Genomic DNA, 19,655 nt, shown 5'->3' with positions numbered 1-19,655 from the left:
CTGGCCTTATTTTGTTGGAGATCACCGTAGTGATGATTTTTCTTATTATCAAACTTTTAGCTTGGACGAAGGCACAGAATTGCTTATAAAGGTCCTACTGCTCGATAGGTTTCTTGCCTGTATGAAACCTGCCTCAATAACTTAACGCCCGCTTCGTGCGGGCGTTTTTTTTTGGCAGGTCGGGATGTCTCAGCCCGGGATTTCAATTCCATATGTTTCCCCGTTTTCTTTGCAGGTGCAGCATGGCATGGTGCGCCAGGACATCGCATCAGGGAGATCGGTCATGAGCATTTCCGGCAAAACGGCAATCATTACAGGATCAAATTCAGGTATCGGTCTGGGGGTCGCGCGCGAGTTGGCCAAGGCAGGGGCCAACGTGGTTCTGAACTCATTCACCGACCGGGATGAAGATCATGCGCTGGCCGCAGAGATTTCAAAAGAGACCGGAACCAATGCGCGCTATATCAAGGCGGACATGTCCAAAGGCGATGAATGCCGTGCGCTGATCGAGCAGGCGGGGGCCTGTGATATTCTGGTGAATAACGCGGGTATTCAACATGTCTCTCCGATCGATCAGTTCCCGACCGAGAAATGGGACGCGATTATTGCGATCAATATGAACTCGGCCTTTCACACCACAGCCGCAGCGCTGCCGATGATGCGCAAGGCGGCGTGGGGCCGGATCGTCAATATTGCTTCGGCCCACGGTCTGACGGCTTCGCCTTACAAAGCGGCTTATGTCGCGGCCAAACACGGTGTGGTCGGGATGACCAAGACCGTCGCGCTGGAAACCGCGCAGGAGCCGATCACCTGCAACGCAATCTGTCCGGGTTATGTATTAACGCCTCTGGTCGAGGCGCAGATCCCTGATACGATGAAAGAATACAACATGAGCCGCGAAGATGTTGTGAAGAATATTCTGCTGGAGCGGCAGCCCTCGAAGGAATTTGCCACTGTCGAGCAGTTGGGCGGCACGGCCATCTTTCTGTGCTCGGACGCGGCGGCGCAGATTACCGGGACGACGATTTCGGTCGATGGTGGCTGGACCGCGCTTTGAGAATCTATGGGGGCGCTGCCCTCATACCCCCGGAGTATTTGGGAAAAGATGAAGGGGCCGGGACATGAAGCGGATCAATCTGGCTTTGCAAGGGGGTGGGGCGCATGGCGCCTTCACTTGGGGCGTGCTCGACCGGCTGCTGGATGAAGAAGACATCGAAGTTGCGGCCATTACCGGTACGTCGGCGGGGGCGCTGAACGGGGCAGCGTTCAAGTCGGGTATGGTTCATGCCGGGCGCGATGGGGCACGGGCAAGTCTGAATGGGTTGTGGGCGCGCATGGGCGCGATCGGCGATATGCGCATGACCGACTGGTTCCGAGGGGTGGAACCGGCGGCGATTTCAAGGGCAATGGAGTATTCGGTGCCGTATTCCATAGGCGAGGCGTGGTCGCGGATGGTGTCACCTTACGCCTATGGCCCGTTCTACAGCAATCCGTTGGAGTCGGTAGTGGATCGGTTCAACTTTGCCGAAGTCTGTGCCGATGAAGGTCCGCGCCTGTTTGTTTGTGCCACCTGCGTACGGAGCGGTAAAATCCGCGTTTTTACCGGCGACGAGATTTCGACCAACGCCATTCTGGCCTCAGCCTGCCTGCCGACCCTGTTCAAGGCGGTTGAGATTTACGACCCCAAAACCGAGCGGACCGAAGCCTATTGGGATGGGGGCTATACCGGAAATCCGGCGCTGTATCCTTTGTTCGATAGCGATCTGCCAGATGACGTAGTGATCGTGAATATCAACCCGCTGGAACGCGACGAAGTTCCCGTTACACCGCAGCAGATCCAGAACCGGATCAATGAGATCAGCTTCAACTCTTCCCTGTTTCGCGAGCTGAGGGCGATCAATTTTGTTCAAAGGCTGTTGCAAGACGGCAAGCTGAAACCCGGAGAAATGACCCGCGTTCTGGTCCACATGATTGCGGACAACGAATTGATGAACAGTTTGTCCGTTGCAACCAAGACAGTGCCCAACCCGGTCATCCTGCACAAGCTGAAAGAGGCCGGGCGCGAGGCGGTGAATGGATTTCTTGCCAATCACAAAGGTGATCTGGGGCAGAACAGTACAGTTGATCTGCCCGCGATGTTTGGCTGATCACTCGGGCGGCTGGGTCGGGTCTTTTTCGTTGGGATAAACCAGACCGGCCGAAATCACCAGTTTCGCGGCATCCTCGATGCTCATATCCAGCAGGATCACGTCTTCGGCGGGGAAGAACAGCAGAAATCCTGAGGTGGGGTTAGGCGTTGTGGGTACGAATATGCTGAGCAATTCGCCCCCGGTTTCAGCGCGTTCGCTGACCTCTCCACGGGCGCTTGTCGAAACAAAACCAATGGCCCAGATGCCTCGGCGCGGGTACTGGATCAGGCAGGCTTTTTCAAAGGACCGTTCGGTTTGGGCAAAGACCGTTTCCGAAATCTGCTTGATCCCGGAATAGACCGACCGCACGACGGGCATCCGATCGACCAGGCTTTCGGCGAAATGGATCAGTGATCGGCCCAGAATACCCTTTGCGATCCAGCCCACGAGCACCGTGAAGATCAGGAAGATCACCACACCCACGCCGCGCAGGTTGATGCCAACATATTGTTCCGGCTGGATTTGTTGCGGAATCAGCGGCAGAACGGCGCTGTCGATCCAGCCGACCACCGACCAGATCAGCCAGACCGTCAACCAGACAGGTGCAATAACGACGATGCCCGTCAGAAAGGATGCACGCAGCCGTGACAGCAGGCCGGGGCGGCGATGAGGCTCTTCGTCGAAAGGTGTGTTCATTACAAGTCCGAGTGCCAGTTCCGAATGGTTTCCGTGGTTTAGGTAGTCAATCCCTCGCTTTGGTACAATAGGGCTGCGTCAGCCCTGCTGTACCAGCGACTGCGCGATTTTCGCGGCCAGTCGCGCATTGTTGCGCACCAAGGCGATATTGGCGATCAGCGAGCGGCCTTCGGTTTTTTCGAAGATGCGCTGTAGCAGGTATGGCGTCACGGCCTTGCCGGTAATGCGGTGGGCATCTGCGTCGGACTGAGCCTCGGCAATGATGGGGGCCAGTTCTTCGGCCGGAATCTGATCGGCGGCGGGAATCGGGTTGGCAACCAGTTGACCTCCGGGCAGACCCAGCGTGCGACGGGTGGAATGGGCTTTGGCGATGGCTTCGGCGCTGTCCATGCGCAGAGGTGCGGCAAAAGGAGATTTTGCGGACCAGAAAGCCGGGAATTCGTCCTGACCGTAAGCAATGACCGGCACACCGAGAGTTTCCAGAACCTCAAGTGTCTTTGCCAGATCGAGGATGGCTTTGGCCCCGGCGGCAACAACCGTGACCGGCGTATGGCCCAGTTCGTGCAAGTCGGCTGAGATGTCAAACGTTGTCTCAGCCCCCTGATGCACGCCACCGATGCCGCCAGTGGCGAAAACCTCGATCCCGGCATAATGCGCGGCAATCATGGTGGCGGCGACGGTAGTGGCACCGGTGCCCCCGGTCGAGATACAGGCCGCCATGTCGGCACGCGAAATCTTCGCGACACCCTGCGCCTGACCCAGCCACTGCAGTTGCTCGGTCTCAAGCCCGACATGCAGTTTGCCTTCGATCACGGCCATGGTTGCCGGAACCGCACCCGCATCGCGGATGTCCTGTTCGACCTGAGCCGCAACTTCGACGTTTTGCGGGTAGGGCATTCCGTGGGTTATGATGGTGCTTTCCAGCGCAACGATGGGTCGGCCTGCGTCTTTGGCGGCGCGGACCTCGGCAGAATATTGGATGTCGATCACAGTGGGGTTTCTCCGGAAACGTAGGTTGCGGCGGCGTGCAGAGCGCGGGTCAGGGCCTCATCGCTTGATGCGCCACCGGATTCTGAGGCGATGTGGGCCGCCATGAATGTATCCCCGGCACCGGTCACGCGGGTAACCAGAACCGAGGGGGGTGTTTGGGTCAGGATTTCATCGGCATCGCCGACAGTGGCCGAGCTACCGCCATCGGTGACCAGCACGCGCAGCGCACCGCGATCCAGCAGGCCCTTGGCGGCAGTTTCAGAGTCGGTGAATTCACGCTGACACAGGATGCCAGCTTCTTCGAGGTTTACATAAAGCGTGGCGCGGGCGTGCTTCAGAAAGGGCAACAGCCGTTCCGCTTTGCCGGGCGAGGCAGGGGCCACGCGCAGGTCGGCACGGGCAAAAGCAGGGCTTTGGGCAATTTCTTCCAGCAGGTCCAGCGTCAGGTTGCCGTCCAGTGCGATGGGGCCTTTAAAAGGCGTGTTCTCATGGCCCAATGGTCCGTGAATCAAAGGGCGCAGGATCTTTGCGCCTGCGGCTTCCAGCGAATGCGCATCTGCAATGGCTGCGATCAACCCGTTTGCACCTTCGACGGCCATATAGCGGTCGGTTGGCAAATCCTGAGAGCGATAGATGTGATCGGTGATCATGCCCAGACGCGAACAGGCATGGACAAGCTCCTCACCCTCGGGGTCGCGTCCGATGGCGGTCAGCAGGGTAGGGGTCATACCAAAGCGTACCAGAGTCATGGCGATGTTCATCGCAACGCCGCCAGGCAAGCGGGTGATCCGCCCCGGTACGTCCGAACCTTGCCGCATGGCGCTGGCCGATCGTCCGATTACGTCCCACAGGACCGAACCGATACACAGGATATTGCTGTTCTTAGTCATAGAGATGTCATGCCGCAGCAGTGATGCCCGTGCAAGTCAGAACGTTACCGCCACCAGATATTCCCGAACTGCCGGGCATTTGCACCTTTTGAACTTGCGATCTGAGGTGAGCGCGGGGACTATTGAGCACAATGATTGTTGATTTGGTTCTTTTGCCGGAGCGTTTCGTATGAATGGCCATGTATTCCATGCCATCCTTCGTGTCTGTATCTTCTTTGTCCTGAGTTGTTTCTTCTTTGCATTCGTTTCTTCAGGCCCGGTCAGGGCGCAGTCTGGTTCACCCACCGTGATTGACTTCTGGATTGCCGAGGAAAACCTGTTTCTAAAAGTTAGTTTGAATGCCGAAGCGCTTTTGCTCGGGTTTGATCCAGCACGGCACGAGGCGCTTTCTGGTGATCCGCAGTATCTGTCTTTGCGGCGTATGGCATCGTCGGAGTTGGAACCACAAATCATAGAGTTTATGAAAACTTGGGTACAGGACGTCGTTGTGGAGGTGCCCGAGCGTGTGGCACTGACTTTGGAAAGTATAAGCATCCCTGAAGGTGGCGATGAGGAAACTGCGCGTGTTACCAACCTCTTACTGGCGGCACCTCTTTCGGATCAAACCTCAAACCTGCAATTGCGCTGGCCGATTGACGGCGGGCCGATCGTGCTGCGGCAACAGGGTGTTACGGCCCCATATACCGGTTACCTGACGGCCGGTGAAATCAGCCCGCTCATACCGTTGCGGGGCGGGGCGTCCCTGACTCCGCAACAGACGTTACAGACGTATTTTGCGCTGGGTATCAATCATTTTATACACGCGCCTTTCACGCCCATTCTGCTTGCCCTCAGCCTTGTGTTTCTGTCCCTATCCTTTCGGTCCGTCACGGTGCAGGTGCTGTTTCTGTCAGCTGGCGTGTTCCTCGGGCTTGGTTTGGCTGTCTACGACGTGCTGAACCCGATCATCCATGTTCAAGCCCAAGTGCCGATAGCGTTCATCATTATTCTGGCACTGTGGAACCTGGTGGTACGCCGGTTGCAGGTCGCGCGGCTGTTGACGGTTTTTGCAGGGGGAACAGTGGTTGGATTTGGGTTGGCAGCAGCACTGAGGGTCATCGGCGTGCCGCCGGACCATCAGCTTCCGACCATTTTGGGTTTCGGGGCCGGGGTTGTTGTGCCGTTTGTTCTGACGGCATCAGCTGCGTTTGGTCTGACTCTGTTGCTTGCGGGCGAGTCGCATAGAACCCGCAGTCGGATTTCCGCTCTGGCCTCGATCCTGATTGCGGGGCTCGGGGTGTATTGGTTGGCCGAGCCCTGGATGCTGGGGTGATGCCGGGTTAAGGCATCGCCGCCAGCAGCGTGTTCAACGTGCCCAGCGGATCGTCGCTGCCCCAGATTTCGTCGCCAATGCCGAAGAAATCAGTGCAGGGCGCCAGATCGCGGATCAACTCGGGTGTCAAACTACCTTCGGCCACGACAGGAACCTCGACCACCTCTGACCACCACTGGAACAGATCCTTTTCGGCGCGGGTTCCGTCCCCCAGCGTAGCGGTGCCTACCGGGCCGAAAGCTACGTAGTCCGCGCCGCTTTCGCCCGCAGTCATTCCGTCATGGATGGACGCGTCACAGAAACTGCCGACGATCGCATCCGCGCCCAATTCCTTGCGTGCGAAGCGGACCGAGCGTGAACCGTCGTCCAGATGCACTCCGTCCAGACCCAGACGTTGTGCCAGCAGCACATGATTTGAAATCACGATGGCCACGTCGCGAGCATGGGCCACCTCGCGGCAGGCATCTGCTGCGCGGGCAATGGTGTCTTCGTCGCTGCCAGCCAGTGCCAGGCGGATGCAGGCAACCTCGGCCCCATCAAGCACACTCGCCAGCTTGTTCGTGAACGTGCTCAACTCGATGGTCGGGGGCGTAATCAGATAAATCTGCGGCTGCTCGGGGGTATCCATGGTCGCGTCCTTCGGCTTTTGGTCTTTGGCGCGGTTTAGCGGATTGCGGCGGGGAAGCAAACTTTTATGCCTGCTGAGCGGGTATTTGGAAACAGAAGAAGAGGATCGGGTTGCCCTGTTAACGCTGTCGGATTAGAGCGGGCGGAACTTTTCGGAGACAGCCATGCCCAGCGATACATCTCAGCCCTCCTTCGTGCTCGTGCGCCCGCAGATGGGTGAAAACATCGGCGCCGCCGCGCGCGCGATGTGGAATTTCGGTCTGGACCGAATGCGGATCGTAGCCCCGCGTGATGGCTGGCCGAACCCCAAGGCTGTGGCCATGTCCAGCGGTGCAGGGCGGTTGCTGGACGAGGCGCAGCTGTTTGACAATCTCGCTGGTTCGCTGGCCGACAGCACTTTTGTCTTCGCAACCACGGCCCGACAGCGGGGTCTGACCAAACCCGTCTACAGCCCTGAGCAAGCAATGAAGATCGCCGCGGAAAAGATTGCAGCAGGCGAGAAGGTCGCCGTGCTGTTCGGCCCGGAACGTGCGGGTCTTGAGAATGAGGATATCGCCAAGGCGAACGCAATTATCTCGGTCCCGGTGAACCCGGAATACGCGTCGCTAAACCTTGGTCAATGCGTGTTGCTGACCGCATATGAGTGGATGCGCCAGACCGGAGACGTGGTGCATGAGACCACCGATCTGGGGAAGGGCGATTGGGCCACAGGGATCGAAGTTGAAAAGCTGGTCGAGCATTACGAGGACCGACTGGAAGAGGCCGGGTTCTTCTATCCTCCCGAAAAGGCGGAAGGAATGAAGGTGAACCTGCGCAACCTGTGGTCGCGGATGCGGATGACGCGGGCCGATGTGCAGATGCTGCACGGGATCATGCGGCAGATGGTCCGCTGGAAAGACAAAAGCTGAGGCTGGACCTATCTTCCGTCAAGCCCTAGCTTGCGACGAAATCAGGACATGAGGACAGCATGAGCGGTAAGCGCAGCATCTTCGAAGAGGTCTCGGAAACCGAAAAACAACAGGCGGTTCAGCCCGGTATGATCGACCGGGGGCGGGGCGGGGCGCGCAAGGCGATCCGCACCTGGCTGATGATCCTGTTCGCTCTGGTTGTGGTGATGATTGCCGTCGGTGGGTTGACCAGGCTGACTGACAGCGGTCTCTCGATCACCGAATGGCGCCCGGTCACCGGTGCCATCCCGCCGATGACTGAGGCGGATTGGCAGGCCGAGTTCGAAAAGTACAAGCAGATCGACCAGTGGCGTATCCAGAACCAGTGGATGGAGCTGAGTGACTTTAAAACCATCTACTGGTGGGAATGGGGCCATCGTCAACTGGGCCGCGTGATCGGTCTTGTCTGGGCAATCGGCTTCTTCGGTTTCCTTGTGGCGCGCAAGATCCCGACGGGCTGGACCGGTAAACTGTTGATTCCGGGCCTTCTGGGCGGTGTACAGGGCGCGGTCGGTTGGTGGATGGTCGCCTCGGGCGTGACACAGGGCGAGGGCATGACCGCGGTCGCCAGCTATCGTCTGGCCACGCATCTGGGTCTGGCCTTCGTGATCCTGGGCTTTTTGGCCTGGTACATCTTTGAACTTGGTCGCGAAGAGCGTGACCTGATGCAGGCCCGTCGTGCCAAAGAGGCAAAACTGTTCTCGCTGTCTACCGGCCTGATGCATTTCGCCTTTTTACAAATACTCATTGGCGCATTGGTCGCAGGAATTGACGCCGGGCGGTCTTATACCGATTGGCCCTTGATCGGCGGGCAGGTGTTGCCGCCGGATGCGACCGCGTTGGAACCGATGTGGCGGAACTTCTTTGAAAGCCCGGGGTTGGTACAGTTCATTCACCGCTGTGCGGGGTATCTGCTGTTCATCTTTGCCTTCATTGTCTGGCGACGTGGCGGATCCAGCGCTCATCCGCAGACACGCTTTGCCTTCAATGCCGCCTTTGCCGGGCTGGCATTTCAGGTTGTCGTCGGCATCGTGACCGTGGTCTACGGTGCACCCTGGCAGATCGCTATTTTCCACCAATTTATGGCCGTAGTCGTCTGGACCCTGATCCTGCGCGCTCGGTTTCTGACAGCTTATCCCATCGCAACATCCCTGCGCGGAGTATGATTCAATGACCGCATTCAATGAGCTTATGGCCTTTCAGCGTGAAACTTCGGCTTTGGGCCAGATTGCCGGGCGGCTCGGCTGGGATCAGGAAACCGTCATGCCGCGTGGGTCGGCCCCGCAACGCGCCGAAGAAATGGCGGCTATCGAGGCGGTGCTGCACGCGCGCCGATCCGATCCCCGTGTGGCAGAATGGCTAGAGCAAGCCGCGCCGCAGGACGAAGTGGGCAAGGCGCAGCTGCGTGAAATCCGCCGCGCCTATGAGCGTGCGGTGAAAGTGCCCGCCGATCTGGCAACCGCGATCGCCCGCGTTACATCCGCCGCGCACGGAACCTGGGCGCAGGCGCGGGCGGATGAGGACGTCTCGGCCTTTCTGCCGGTGCTTGAAGAGGTCGTGTCACTCAAACGGCAAGAGGGCGAAGCGCTGGCGCAGGGCGGTGACATTTATGATGCCATGGTCGAGGACTATGAGCCCTATACAACCGGCGCGCAGATCGCGGCCATTTTTGATGAGATGCGCCCACGTCTGGTGGCCTTGCGCGCTGCGGTACTGGACCGCCCGGAACCGACGGCCCTGAGTGGCAGCTTTGATGAGCCGGCTCAGATGCGCTTATCGCAAAAGCTGGCGACGACCTTTGGGTATGATCTGAACAACGGCCGTGTGGACAAGGCGGTGCATCCGTTCAGTTCGGGCAGCGGGCTGGATGTACGCATCACCACGCGAACCAGTGAAACGGACCCGTTCAACTGCTTCTATTCTACGATACACGAAGTCGGCCACGCCGCCTATGAACAAGGTATCGACAAAGCCTATTTGCTGACCCCGCTGGGGAGCGGCGTGTCGATGGGCGTACATGAAAGCCAAAGCCGGATCTATGAAAACCAACTGGGCCGTTCGCGCGCCTTTACCGGTTGGCTGTTTGGACAGATGACAGAGACTTTTGGCGATTTCGGCATCGCCGACGCTGATGCATTTTACGCCACGGTCAACCGGGTTCATAACGGCTATATCCGCACCGAGGCGGATGAGGTGCAATATAACCTGCACATCATGTTGCGCTTTGATCTGGAACGCGCGTTGATGGCCGGAGACCTGCAAGTGAGCGACCTTGAGGCCGCCTGGAATGACAGGTTCAAGGCAGATTTCGGCTATGCGATCGACAAACCTTCGAACGGCTGTTTGCAGGACGTGCATTGGTCGGTTGGGTTGTTCGGATATTTCCCGACTTATTCGCTGGGCAACGTGTATGCCGGATGCCTGTATCAGGCCCTGCGTGCAGCGGTGCCGGGGCTGGATGCCCAACTTGCTGACGGCGATACTTCGGGTGCAACAGGCTGGTTGCGGGACCAAGTTCAACAACATGGCGGGCTTTACGCACCACGCGACATCATCGCGCGTGCCAGCGGCGTAGAGCCTGGGCCGGAGCCATTGCTTGCATATTTGGAAGAGAAGTTCGGGACGTTGTACGGGGTGTGAGATTGAACCGACGGCGGTGGGTGCTGAGATTGGCCACAAGCGCAATCGCCTTGGCGGCCATTTTATTGCTCTTACCCGATGCTGGTCTGAACAGCCGGGTCAGGGCGTTGTCTCAGTCATTCGAATGCGGTGGCATTGGTGCCGAATGCGAAGCTCTGGGGCGCAAATACAGCACCCTTATCCCAAAAGGACAGGGTCCGTTTCCTGCCGTTCTGTTTTTTCACGGATCAAGTGGCTCGGGTCAGGCAGTCATCCAGAGTACCAATCTGGTGCAACCCATTCTCTAACGCGGATACGCGATTGTTGCCCCAACCGCTTTGTAGATTTCCTACAGAAATGGACCAGGTACAGGGTGGGTCTGGGACACATCTCACTCAGAATGGGATGACTACTCATACAGCGCTAAAGTTGCAGAAGACGCGATTACACGTTTTCCAATTGATCCAGACCGCATCCTTATTGCGGGTCATTCCAGAGGAGGCACGTTTGCCTGGTATCTGGCGTGCTTGAATCTGAATCTGAACGCCTTTGCACCAATCGGCGGCACACCGGTTCGTAACCAAGTCGGACCCTGCGCAGAGACACGAATTGATTTTAATGTGCTTTAAACTCACGGCTACACAGACACGGTAATTCCTTTTGCATGGTCAGGCCCAGAGCCGGGTAGGCCCGGATATCTGGGTGCCGTCGAAGTTATCGACGGCGTTGCAGGCCACTCTGGTTGTACCTCAGTGGACTTTGTCGAGCATGTCGGTTTCGACCAGCGAACATGGAGCGAATGCGACAGGGATGTCTCACTGTCGGTCATCGGATTTGAAGGTGGGCATGGAATCCCGCAAGGCTGGGTCGATGTTGTCCTTGCGTGGTTTGAAAACCTGCCTTCAGTCGACAATTGAACTCCCCGGCGTTTGGTGCCGGCCCTGAACCCAGTTCTTTTTTGCGTTGAGACAGGTTTGTCTTCAGGTTTCGCCTCAGAGCTTTCGCTAAGATGCACTCGTCGACACCAATCCTTGATTTTTGGATCTGGTGAGGACCGATCTGCTTCTAACGCGCGCAGGATCGCCTTGAAGTTGCAGTAACGCAGGAGTGACCGGGCACCTGAGAAGGGCGACATTCCTTTCGCTCAAAACAGAAGTCACAAAACTCTGGAGACGTTTTAGCCGCCCATGCAGGAGAGGCGCGTAAAGCGGTTTTCGGAAAAAGAACTGTTTCCGTAAAGACTTCAATGCCTCACGAAATGGGGACTGTTGAAAAAATGGGGCATCTTAGGTCGAAAAAGTCATGAATTTGGTTGAAAAGCGGCCAAAATGTGGCGATAGAACCAAGAAGGTGTATAGTCACTGAAGCACCCGTAAAAGATGTGCTTTTTGTTAGTGTTTGAATGGTGAAGGGTTGGGTACATGACACTGAAACGAAACGTGGCTGCGATTGCAGTTGCAGGGATACTGGCCGGGAGTGCCGCGTCGGCGTTGACAGTATCAGCTATTTCCCCGTCATGGCAGAACGTAAACCCTACAAACGGCGTTACGGAAAGCAGTTCTGGTTCGACGATCTCACTGCGTTGGGGCGGTGGCAACAACCCAAGTGGCTATGATTTCACTCCATCAGGAACACCGATTCTGAACTTGTCGCCAAACTCGGCTTTTGCGCTAGGGCAGTTCACGCATCTTAACTTTCCGATCCCTGGGGAAACTCTGAGTTCTGTCGATCTTGTCGTCGATATACAGATCGGCGGTGGACCTCTGGTGTCATCGACCTTTGCGCTGACACATAATGAGACTTTGAACCGCCCGCAAAACTGTCCTCAGGATCCTACGCCCTGCGACGATATTGTGACCATTGCCAACACGCTTGGATCTCAGAACTTCACCTTGGGTGGACAAAACTATGTGTTCTCGGTGCTAGGGTTTTCGCAGGATGGAGGTGGCACCATATCCAGTGGCTTCAAGACGGTTGAAGAGTTGCAAAACTATGCAACGCTTTATGGCGAGTACACGGTTGCGCCTGTCCCGTTGCCTGCTGCCGGTTGGTTGCTGCTTGGCGGCATCGGTGGGTTGTTTGCATTTGGCCGCCGTCAAAAGAGCAAGACGGCTTAAGCAAGGTAATTCTTCCGCACCTATCAAAGCGTTGAAAAACCTTCACAAAGAAAAACCCGAGGTCCGCGGACCTCGGGTTTTTGTTTTTCCACGGTTCAAACCGGTTACTCTTCGGTCTCGTCCTCGCCTTGATCAGCGATCCAGGCGACGCTAACAACCACTTCCCCTTTGCCGGTGTTGAAGACACGCACACCGCCCGCGCTGCGGGACCGGAATGAAATCCCCTCGACGGGTACTCGGATAGACTGACCTTTCGACGTGGCCAGCATGATCTGGTCGTCGATCTCAACCGGGAAGGATGCCACAAGCTCACCGCCGCGCATTGCCCTGTCCATGGCTGCCACGCCCATACCGCCGCGTCCACGGACGGGGTAGTCGTGGCTGGAGCTCAGCTTGCCCGCGCCACCGGTGGTGATGGTCAGGATCAGGTTCTCAGCTGCCGACATCTCGGCATAGCGTTCCTGCGTGATGACGCCCGGGACCGCTTCATCTTCATCGGTCTCGCCATCATCCGCGATGCCCGCCACGGCGCGGCGCATTTTGAGGTAGGCGGCACGCTCATCCGGGTCAGCCTCGAAATGGCGGATCACGGACATTGACACAACACGGTCGTCATTGGTCAGTTTGATGCCACGTACACCAGTAGATTCGCGCGAGTTGAAGACGCGTACATCGGTGGTGCGGAAGCGAATTGCGCGGCCCGCGTTGGTGACCAGCATCACGTCTTCATCTTCTGAACAGATGCGCGCATTCACCAGTTCCACGCCTTCGGGCAGTTTCATGGCGATCTTGCCGTTGCGGCGGACATTGGTGAAATCCGACAGCCGGTTGCGACGCACGTCGCCGGCGCTGGTGGCAAAGACGATTTGCAGGTTTTCCCATTCTTCATCCGGCACATCCACAGGCATGATCGCCGCGATGGAAACACCGGTTGGGATCGGCAGGATGTTGACGATCGCCTTGCCTTTGCCGGTACGGCTGGACTGCGGCAAGCGCCAGGTCTTGAGCTTGTAGACCATGCCTTCGGTGGTGAAGAACAGCAGTTGCGTGTGCGTGTTCGCCACGAAGAGGTTGGTAACAACATCCTCTTCCTTGGTCTGCATCCCCGAAAGACCTTTGCCACCGCGCTTTTGCGCGCGGAAGTCGGCCAGCGGGGTCCGCTTGATGTAACCACCCGAGGTGACGGTCACGACCATGTCTTCACGTTCGATCAGGTCCTCGTCTTCCATGTCGCCGGACCAGTCGACGATTTCGGTGCGACGCGGGACGGCAAATTGCTCGCGGACGCTGCGCAGCTCATCAGCAATGATGCTCATTATGCGTTCGCGCGAGGACAGAATATCAAGGTATTCCTTGATCTTACCTGCTAGTTCTTCCAGCTCGTCGGTGACTTCTTTGACGCCAATTTGGGTCAGACGTTGCAGTCGAAGATCAAGGATCGCGCGGGCCTGAACCTCGGTCAGGTTATAGGTGCCATCGTCGTTCATCTTGGACAGAGGATCGTCGATCAGGCGCAGATAGCTTTCGATCTCGGATGCGGGCCAGCGGCGGGTCATCAGCTTTTCGCGCGCTTCAGCCGCATCTGCCGACGAACGGATCGTCGCGACCACTTCATCGACGTTGGATACCGCCACGGCCAGACCACACAGAATGTGGCTGCGTTCGCGGGCCTTGCGCAGGTCGTATGCGGTGCGTCGCGCGACAACATCCTCGCGGAAGTCGATAAACGAGGTCAGGAACCGGCGCAGTGTCAGCTGCTCGGGACGACCCCCGTTCAGGGCCAGCATGTTGCAGCCGAAAGACGTCTGCATCGGTGAGAAGCGGAACAGTTGATTCAGAACCACCTCAGGCGTGGCGTCCCGTTTTAGTTCCACCACGACACGCACGCCGTTGCGGTCGGATTCATCCTGCACGTGGCTGACGCCTTCGATGCGTTTCTCGCGCACGGCTTCGGCGATCTTTTCGATCATCGCGGCCTTGTTCACCTGATAGGGAATCTCATCAACCACAATGGCGTAACGGTCTTTACGGATCTCTTCGACGCGGGTCTTAGAGCGGATGATGACGCTGCCGCGCCCCTCAAGATACGCTTTGCGCGCGCCGGACCGTCCCAGCATAACGGCGCCGGTCGGGAAATCGGGACCGGGGACATATTCGATCAGTTGTTCTGACGTCAGGTCCGGGTCGTCGATTAGTGCCAGCGTGGCATCGACAACTTCGCCCAGATTGTGTGGCGGGATGTTTGTCGCCATACCCACGGCGATACCACCGGCACCATTGACGAGCATGTTTGGGAAACGGGCGGGCAGGACGGTTGGTTCCCGGTCCTTGCCATCGTAGTTGTCCTGAAAATCGACTGTTTCTTTTTCGATGTCAGCCAGCAGGGCGCTTGCGGGCTTGTCCATCCGCACTTCGGTGTAACGCATGGCCGCCGGGTTATCGCCATCCATCGAACCAAAGTTGCCCTGACCGTCCAGCAGCGGCAGCGACATCGAGAAATCCTGCGCCATGCGCACCAGCGCGTCATAGATCGCGCTGTCGCCATGCGGGTGGTACTTACCCATCACGTCGCCCACCGGACGGGCCGATTTGCGGTAAGATTTGTCGTGGGTATTTCCGGTTTCGTGCATCGCATACAGAATCCGCCGATGCACCGGCTTCAGACCGTCACGCAAATCCGGGATCGCACGGCTGACGATGACCGACATGGCGTAATCCAGATAGGACGTACGCATTTCGGATTCGATGGAGACCGTCGGGCCGTCATACACCGGGCGCTCGGGCGGGGTTTCGTCCATGTTTTCAGGAATTTCTGGCGTATCGCTCACGTAAACTGCCCGTTTCTTGTGCTGGGTCTATATCTTGTGGATGCACCTTATCAGACCCAGCACATAAGGTGCAAGCAAGCAGCGCTTTTGGCACGAAAAACCACGGTAACGTGCCGGTAACATATTGTTATCCAAGTATTAGAAAGTTTTCGTGGTACCCTGAGTAGACCTTGCAACAAGATTGGAGGTCTGCATGGCGCAAAGCGAAACGGAAATGATGCTTAAAGGCTATGGTCTGACAACGGCGGAATTCTTCTACCATATGCCCGACTATATCCACGTACTGAACACGTTCATCTGGCAGGAATACGACCTTGCGCCTGACCATCCCAAACTGTTCGAATTCATCGATTTCTGGCAGCGAGAGATCGAAGGGCCGCTGCATTCCGTCAAATTCACCCACCGCAAGATGATCGCCCCGGGTGAGTGGCGCAACATGGTGGGCGAGTTTCGCGTGAACTGAGCAAAGTGCAAAGTCTGTCAAGTATTCGAAAAGCGCGTTCTCAATTGCGACAAGTCGGGTAAGGTAGCATCCGATTGGTCAGTCTTACGCGGAAACATGTCATGCCAAGAGTCTTTTTCCTTACCGCAGCGCTTTGCCTGAGTGGCCCTGCTTTCGCCGAAGGCGTTCTCGACAAAGTAAAGAAAGGTGTCGAAAACACCGCAAATGCGATCGGTCGCGGTGCGGAAAGTGTCGGCGACACAATCGATAAAGGTGCCACAGCAGTCGATCAGACCATCGACTCGACCTCGGAGTTGCTGTCCAACGAGGCCACTCCTGAAGAAACGCGCGCCAAACTGGACGTGATGGCAGGTGACATCCTTGATCAGTTGCTTGCCGAAAACCCCGAAGCAAAATCCCTGTATGAAGTGAGCGCAGGCTACGCGGCCTTCGACTCGCGCAAGATTTCGGTTTTTCCGGTATCGGCGGGATATGGGCGCGGTGTGGCCATTTCGAAAGACACCGGGCAGCACACCTATATGAACATGGGCACAGGTGGCGTCGGCGCAGCCATTGGTATTGGTGGCTTTGAGACCAAGTTCGTGATCCTGTTCGAAACCCCGTCAGATTTGGAAAACTTCATAACCCATGGCTACGACGCAACGGCAGAAACCGGTGCCATGTATGGAGAAGACCAATCGGGCGAAACGGTGCGCTTTACCGATGGACGCTCTTTCTTTGTGCTCAGCAAAAAAGGTTGGCGCGTGTCGGCAGGCGCGTCCGGCACCAAGTTTTGGAAATCGCCCGAACTGAACTGATCAGCCAGAGCAGCTTGCACCGCCCAGAACGCAGAATTTGGCGCAATGGGGGTGGTTGAGGTGAACATCCGCCTCGGCTTCGGCCAGGCTATGACCCATCTCAAATTCGGGTTCATAAGGCAGCAGGGTGCAGGCAAGGACAGTAGGGCGATCTGCGCCTTTGCGTTTCACCACCATGCGCGAACTGGCACACATCACCGCATTAGGGGACTTGTCCAGAATTCCCCAGCAGGCCGTGGTAATTTCCGGCACTTCCACGGTCTCGTCCATCTCAGGGAACAATACGGTCTGAGCTGGATTGTTCGGGTCGATGTCAAAGCCATGCCTAGAGAAGAACGCAGCATAGCCAGCGCGGCTTTCCGCATCCGTGTCCCCCCAGACGGACCTGCCTGCGATCGCCATGTTGAAGCCGTGATCGCGCAACCACTTCATCCCGGTGACGGTTTTGTCGAAACTGCCCTTGCCGCGTTCCTCGTCGTGTAGATCAGGGCGGTAATGATCGACAGAGATGCGCAGGGTCAGCTTGTCGTTGTGCTTGCTTTGTAACTCCAACAACCCTTCGCGCATCTTGTGGCGCATCATCGGGGCCATCGCATTGGTCAGGATCAGGACTTCATACCCACGCTCCAACGCGGCGCGAGTCATCTCGATCATTTCGGGGTTCATAAAGGGTTCGCCGCCGGTAAATCCGATCTCTCGCACGGGCCAGTTGCGCTGCTCGATCTGATCCAGATAATCGCAGACTTCATCTGCGGTCAGATAGACCAAAGCATCATTGGTAGGACTGCTTGCGATATAGCAGTTCACGCATTCGATGTTGCACAGCGTACCCGTATTGAACCACAGCGTATCTGGCTGTGTCAGTGAAACTGTTGCGCGGGTCTGCCCGTCCGCCGTAACCAGTTTGTCTTGAAACTTGCCGATATTGGCGAGTTGAGGGGCGTTGTCTTTCATTACCGCATCCGGTTTTTTGAAGTCGTCGTATTGAACTAGCGTGTTGTTGGAGATTTGGTAAGGGTGACGCAGCGGTTCTGACAGAGTTTTGATGAGCTTTGAGTTTCCAGTTTTGATTGCGCTAACATTGGACATGCCCGAGGGGGCGGGGTAAGGACAGCTTATGGTTTCACGCGTCATCCCTGTTGATCCTTTTGATCTGATCATTTTCGGTGGCACCGGTGATCTGGCGCAGCGCAAAATCCTGCCTGCGCTGTTTCGTCGGTTCTGTGCCGGGCAATGGCATGAGGATGCGCAGATAATCGCAGCCGCCCGGGCGAACCATACTGCGGAAGAGTTTCGTGAGATGGTGGCCGAATCTTTGCGCCAGCACGCGCCGAGGCGAGCGCAGGACAGCCGGGCTCTGACCCGGTTTTTGCTGCGGGTTGACTATGTGCCGCTAGATGCAATGACAGCAGAAGGCTGGGATGTTCTTAGCGAAAAGCTGTCGCCCAACCGCGTTAGGGCGTTCTACTTCTCGGTCGGGCCAAGTTTGTTCGGCCCGTTGGCCGAACGGGTGAGGGCGCATGATCTGGCAACCGACGACACCCGTGTCGTGGTGGAAAAACCGTTCGGGCATGATCTGGACAGTGCACGGGCGCTGAACGCCACGCTGGCCGCGCACTTCGACGAAAGCCAGATTTACCGGATCGACCATTATCTGGGCAAGGAAACCGTGCAGAATCTTATGGCTGTGCGGTTTGGCAACATGCTGTTCGAGCCCCTGTGGAACAGCCAATATGTCGACCACATTCAAATAACGGTTGCAGAAACCGTGGGGATTTCGGGGCGAGAAGAGTATTATGAGCGCGCAGGCGCCATGCGGGACATGGTGCAGAATCACCTGATGCAATTGCTCTGTCTGATCGCGATGGAACCTCCGGCCAAATTTGATCCCGACGCAGTGCGCGACGAGAAACTCAAGGTGATCCGAGCTCTTGACCCGGTTGAGCCCCATCATATTGTGCGGGGCCAGTTCGCGGCAGGGCCAGAAGGAGCTGGCTATCGGGATTGCGTCGGCAATCCACGTTCGACAACCGAAAGCTATGTCGCGTTGAAGGCCCATATCAGCAACTGGCGGTGGGCTGGAACGCCATTCTATCTGCGCACGGGCAAGCGTTTGGTGGCGCGGTCTTCCGTGATCAATGTGATGTTCAAGGACGCGCCGCATTCGATCTTCGGGGAAGAAGCTGGGCGGCACGCCAATGCGTTGTCGATCCGCTTGCAGCCCAACGAAGGGATCACGCTGAAGGTAACGATCAAAGAGCCGGGACCGGGCGGGATGCGTCTGGTCGATGTTCCCTTGGACATGAGCTTTGCCGAGGCCTTGGGGCCCGAAAATCAGGATCCGCCGGATGCCTATGAACGGTTGGTGATGGATGTGATCCGGGGCAATCAGACGTTGTTCATGCGTGGGGACGAGGTCGAGGCCGCCTGGGCCTGGACCGACCCGATCATCGCCGGGTGGCTTGCACGTGGCGACGTGCCCAAACCTTATGACAGCGGCAGCACAGGGCCGGGCGACGCCGAGCTGCTGATGAAACGAGACGGTCGCCGTTGGCAAGGAATCAAGCCATGAATATTCTGGAATACGCAGACCGTGAAATGCTTGCTATCGACGTGGCAAATGCCTTGGCGGGCGAGCTTGAAGCCACATTGCTGCATAACGACACCGTTGCGCTGGCGGTTCCCGGTGGGACAACGCCAGGGCCAGTTTTTGACAGCCTCTGCGCCGCTGACCTTGAGTGGGACCGTGTGCGTGTTCTGGCAACTGATGAACGGTGTGTAGCTGCCGATCATGAGCGGTCGAACGAGCGTCTGATCCGTGAAAGGCTGCTGACCAACCGGGCCTCTGCCGCGCATTACATCCCGCTCTATGTACCCGGTACGCAACCGGAGGCGGCGTTGCCGGAAATCGAATCCCTGATTGCGCCGGTGTTGCCGTTGTCGGTACTGGTTCTCGGGATGGGCGACGACATGCATACGGCTTCGTTGTTTCCTGGGATGGAAGGGCTGGCCGAGGCGCTGGACAGCAACGCGCCTACACTTACCGTTGCGCGCACCGAGGTGCAGCCAGAGGCGCGCATTTCCCTGACCGCGCCGGTTTTGGACGGCGCTTTGTCGAAACACCTGATCATCCACGGTCAGGCAAAGCGCGACGCGTTGGAAAAAGCCATGTCGCTGCCACCGGAAGACGCACCAATCGCCGCAGTGCTTAGCGGTATGACAGTCCATTGGTCGGAGTAA

19 protein-coding genes are annotated in these 19,655 nt (G+C 57.4%); 13 read left to right on the top strand and 6 right to left on the bottom strand.

All coding sequences use genetic code 11. The annotated features are described in order from the left end of the window. Nucleotides 1-283: 283 nt before the first annotated feature. Both AC2FLD_RS01860 and AC2FLD_RS01855 read left to right on the top strand, forming a co-directional pair. A complete protein-coding gene (locus AC2FLD_RS01860; protein WP_496669688.1) occupies nucleotides 284-1,057 on the top strand; it encodes a 3-hydroxybutyrate dehydrogenase in 774 nt (257 codons plus the stop codon). A 64-nt stretch (nucleotides 1,058-1,121) separates the two neighbouring features. Beyond that, nucleotides 1,122-2,147, top strand: a complete 1,026-nt coding sequence (locus AC2FLD_RS01855; protein WP_496669689.1) for a patatin-like phospholipase family protein — start codon at nucleotides 1,122-1,124, stop codon at nucleotides 2,145-2,147. Here AC2FLD_RS01855 and AC2FLD_RS01850 read toward each other — a convergent pair whose 3' ends face one another. The 3 genes from AC2FLD_RS01850 to AC2FLD_RS01840 form a co-directional block, all read right to left on the bottom strand. Then, on the bottom strand, nucleotides 2,148-2,825 hold the full coding sequence (locus AC2FLD_RS01850; RefSeq protein WP_050602310.1) for a DUF502 domain-containing protein: 678 nt from the start codon (nucleotides 2,823-2,825) through the stop codon (nucleotides 2,148-2,150). A 78-nt stretch (nucleotides 2,826-2,903) separates the two neighbouring features. Continuing rightward, the gene (locus AC2FLD_RS01845; RefSeq protein ID WP_496669691.1) at nucleotides 2,904-3,815 is read right to left on the bottom strand and encodes a pseudouridine-5'-phosphate glycosidase; all 912 of its coding nucleotides are present in this window, start codon (nucleotides 3,813-3,815) and stop codon (nucleotides 2,904-2,906) included. Further along, complete coding sequence (locus AC2FLD_RS01840) at nucleotides 3,812-4,705, bottom strand: PfkB family carbohydrate kinase (protein ID WP_496669693.1); 894 nt, start codon at nucleotides 4,703-4,705, stop codon at nucleotides 3,812-3,814. The genes AC2FLD_RS01845 and AC2FLD_RS01840 overlap by 4 nt, the downstream gene beginning before the upstream one ends. A 169-nt stretch (nucleotides 4,706-4,874) precedes the next feature. Here AC2FLD_RS01840 and AC2FLD_RS01835 point away from each other — a divergent pair, with 169 nt between their 5' ends. Beyond that, nucleotides 4,875-6,017, top strand: a complete 1,143-nt coding sequence (locus tag AC2FLD_RS01835; protein WP_496669695.1) for a HupE/UreJ family protein — start codon at nucleotides 4,875-4,877, stop codon at nucleotides 6,015-6,017. A 7-nt stretch (nucleotides 6,018-6,024) separates the two neighbouring features. Here AC2FLD_RS01835 and AC2FLD_RS01830 read toward each other — a convergent pair whose 3' ends face one another. Continuing rightward, a complete protein-coding gene (locus AC2FLD_RS01830; protein ID WP_496669697.1) occupies nucleotides 6,025-6,645 on the bottom strand; it encodes a thiamine phosphate synthase in 621 nt (206 codons plus the stop codon). A 163-nt stretch (nucleotides 6,646-6,808) separates the two neighbouring features. Here AC2FLD_RS01830 and AC2FLD_RS01825 point away from each other — a divergent pair, with 163 nt between their 5' ends. The 6 genes from AC2FLD_RS01825 (at nucleotide 6,809) to AC2FLD_RS01800 (ending at nucleotide 12,327) form a co-directional block, all read left to right on the top strand. Further along, nucleotides 6,809-7,552 (top strand): RNA methyltransferase, encoded by a 744-nt coding sequence (locus AC2FLD_RS01825; protein ID WP_496669699.1) that lies wholly within the window; start codon nucleotides 6,809-6,811, stop codon nucleotides 7,550-7,552. A 59-nt stretch (nucleotides 7,553-7,611) separates the two neighbouring features. Continuing rightward, nucleotides 7,612-8,757, top strand: a complete 1,146-nt coding sequence (gene ctaA, locus AC2FLD_RS01820) for a heme A synthase (protein ID WP_496669701.1) — start codon at nucleotides 7,612-7,614, stop codon at nucleotides 8,755-8,757. Between the two features lie 4 nt (nucleotides 8,758-8,761). Further along, nucleotides 8,762-10,231, top strand: coding sequence for a carboxypeptidase M32 (locus tag AC2FLD_RS01815; RefSeq protein WP_496669703.1), 1,470 nt, complete (start codon nucleotides 8,762-8,764; stop codon nucleotides 10,229-10,231). 29 nt (nucleotides 10,232-10,260) lie between these two features. Then, nucleotides 10,261-10,518 carry a hypothetical protein gene (locus AC2FLD_RS01810; RefSeq protein WP_496669705.1) on the top strand — a complete coding sequence of 86 codons (258 nt, stop codon included), beginning with the start codon at nucleotides 10,261-10,263 and terminating at the stop codon, nucleotides 10,516-10,518. 444 nt (nucleotides 10,519-10,962) lie between these two features. Then, a complete protein-coding gene (locus AC2FLD_RS01805; protein ID WP_496669707.1) occupies nucleotides 10,963-11,127 on the top strand; it encodes a hypothetical protein in 165 nt (54 codons plus the stop codon). Between the two features lie 504 nt (nucleotides 11,128-11,631). Beyond that, nucleotides 11,632-12,327, top strand: coding sequence for a THxN family PEP-CTERM protein (locus AC2FLD_RS01800; RefSeq protein ID WP_496669709.1), 696 nt, complete (start codon nucleotides 11,632-11,634; stop codon nucleotides 12,325-12,327). A 104-nt stretch (nucleotides 12,328-12,431) separates the two neighbouring features. Here the strand turns inward: AC2FLD_RS01800 and gyrA are convergent, their stop codons facing one another. Beyond that, on the bottom strand, nucleotides 12,432-15,155 hold the full coding sequence (gyrA, locus tag AC2FLD_RS01795; protein ID WP_496669711.1) for a DNA gyrase subunit A: 2,724 nt from the start codon (nucleotides 15,153-15,155) through the stop codon (nucleotides 12,432-12,434). A 193-nt stretch (nucleotides 15,156-15,348) separates the two neighbouring features. On the opposite strand from gyrA, the gene AC2FLD_RS01790 reads away from it, so the two are divergent. Both AC2FLD_RS01790 and AC2FLD_RS01785 read left to right on the top strand, forming a co-directional pair. Further along, nucleotides 15,349-15,618: an usg protein gene (locus tag AC2FLD_RS01790; RefSeq protein ID WP_050602320.1), complete on the top strand. Its 270-nt coding sequence runs from the start codon at nucleotides 15,349-15,351 to the stop codon at nucleotides 15,616-15,618. Nucleotides 15,619-15,719: 101 nt separating this feature from the next. Next, nucleotides 15,720-16,415: a lipid-binding SYLF domain-containing protein gene (locus AC2FLD_RS01785; protein WP_496669713.1), complete on the top strand. Its 696-nt coding sequence runs from the start codon at nucleotides 15,720-15,722 to the stop codon at nucleotides 16,413-16,415. Here AC2FLD_RS01785 and AC2FLD_RS01780 read toward each other — a convergent pair whose 3' ends face one another. After that, a complete protein-coding gene (locus AC2FLD_RS01780) occupies nucleotides 16,416-17,369 on the bottom strand; it encodes a radical SAM protein (protein ID WP_496669715.1) in 954 nt (317 codons plus the stop codon). A gap of 163 nt (nucleotides 17,370-17,532) precedes the next feature. Here AC2FLD_RS01780 and zwf point away from each other — a divergent pair, with 163 nt between their 5' ends. Together zwf and pgl are read left to right on the top strand one after the other, a co-directional pair. Continuing rightward, on the top strand, nucleotides 17,533-18,987 hold the full coding sequence (gene zwf / locus AC2FLD_RS01775; protein ID WP_050602322.1) for a glucose-6-phosphate dehydrogenase: 1,455 nt from the start codon (nucleotides 17,533-17,535) through the stop codon (nucleotides 18,985-18,987). Then, on the top strand, nucleotides 18,984-19,655 hold the full coding sequence (pgl, locus tag AC2FLD_RS01770) for a 6-phosphogluconolactonase (protein ID WP_496669716.1): 672 nt from the start codon (nucleotides 18,984-18,986) through the stop codon (nucleotides 19,653-19,655). The genes zwf and pgl overlap by 4 nt, the downstream gene beginning before the upstream one ends.

The organism is Ruegeria sp. CDSA021, from assembly GCF_059612325.1.
This window is presented reverse-complemented; position numbering and strand designations above follow the sequence as displayed.

Coding starts and splice junctions, on each gene's coding strand:
- AC2FLD_RS01840 (WP_496669693.1), bottom strand. CDS start 4,705: ATGACTAAGAACAGCAATATCCTGTGTATCGGTTCGGTCCTGTGGGAC.
- AC2FLD_RS01785 (WP_496669713.1), top strand. CDS start 15,720: ATGCCAAGAGTCTTTTTCCTTACCGCAGCGCTTTGCCTGAGTGGCCCT.
- ctaA (WP_496669701.1), top strand. CDS start 7,612: ATGAGCGGTAAGCGCAGCATCTTCGAAGAGGTCTCGGAAACCGAAAAA.
- AC2FLD_RS01830 (WP_496669697.1), bottom strand. CDS start 6,645: ATGGATACCCCCGAGCAGCCGCAGATTTATCTGATTACGCCCCCGACC.
- AC2FLD_RS01815 (WP_496669703.1), top strand. CDS start 8,762: ATGACCGCATTCAATGAGCTTATGGCCTTTCAGCGTGAAACTTCGGCT.
- AC2FLD_RS01860 (WP_496669688.1), top strand. CDS start 284: ATGAGCATTTCCGGCAAAACGGCAATCATTACAGGATCAAATTCAGGT.
- AC2FLD_RS01850 (WP_050602310.1), bottom strand. CDS start 2,825: ATGAACACACCTTTCGACGAAGAGCCTCATCGCCGCCCCGGCCTGCTG.
- AC2FLD_RS01800 (WP_496669709.1), top strand. CDS start 11,632: ATGACACTGAAACGAAACGTGGCTGCGATTGCAGTTGCAGGGATACTG.
- AC2FLD_RS01780 (WP_496669715.1), bottom strand. CDS start 17,369: ATGAAAGACAACGCCCCTCAACTCGCCAATATCGGCAAGTTTCAAGAC.
- AC2FLD_RS01790 (WP_050602320.1), top strand. CDS start 15,349: ATGGCGCAAAGCGAAACGGAAATGATGCTTAAAGGCTATGGTCTGACA.
- pgl (WP_496669716.1), top strand. CDS start 18,984: ATGAATATTCTGGAATACGCAGACCGTGAAATGCTTGCTATCGACGTG.
- AC2FLD_RS01855 (WP_496669689.1), top strand. CDS start 1,122: ATGAAGCGGATCAATCTGGCTTTGCAAGGGGGTGGGGCGCATGGCGCC.
- AC2FLD_RS01835 (WP_496669695.1), top strand. CDS start 4,875: ATGAATGGCCATGTATTCCATGCCATCCTTCGTGTCTGTATCTTCTTT.
- AC2FLD_RS01825 (WP_496669699.1), top strand. CDS start 6,809: ATGCCCAGCGATACATCTCAGCCCTCCTTCGTGCTCGTGCGCCCGCAG.
- zwf (WP_050602322.1), top strand. CDS start 17,533: ATGGTTTCACGCGTCATCCCTGTTGATCCTTTTGATCTGATCATTTTC.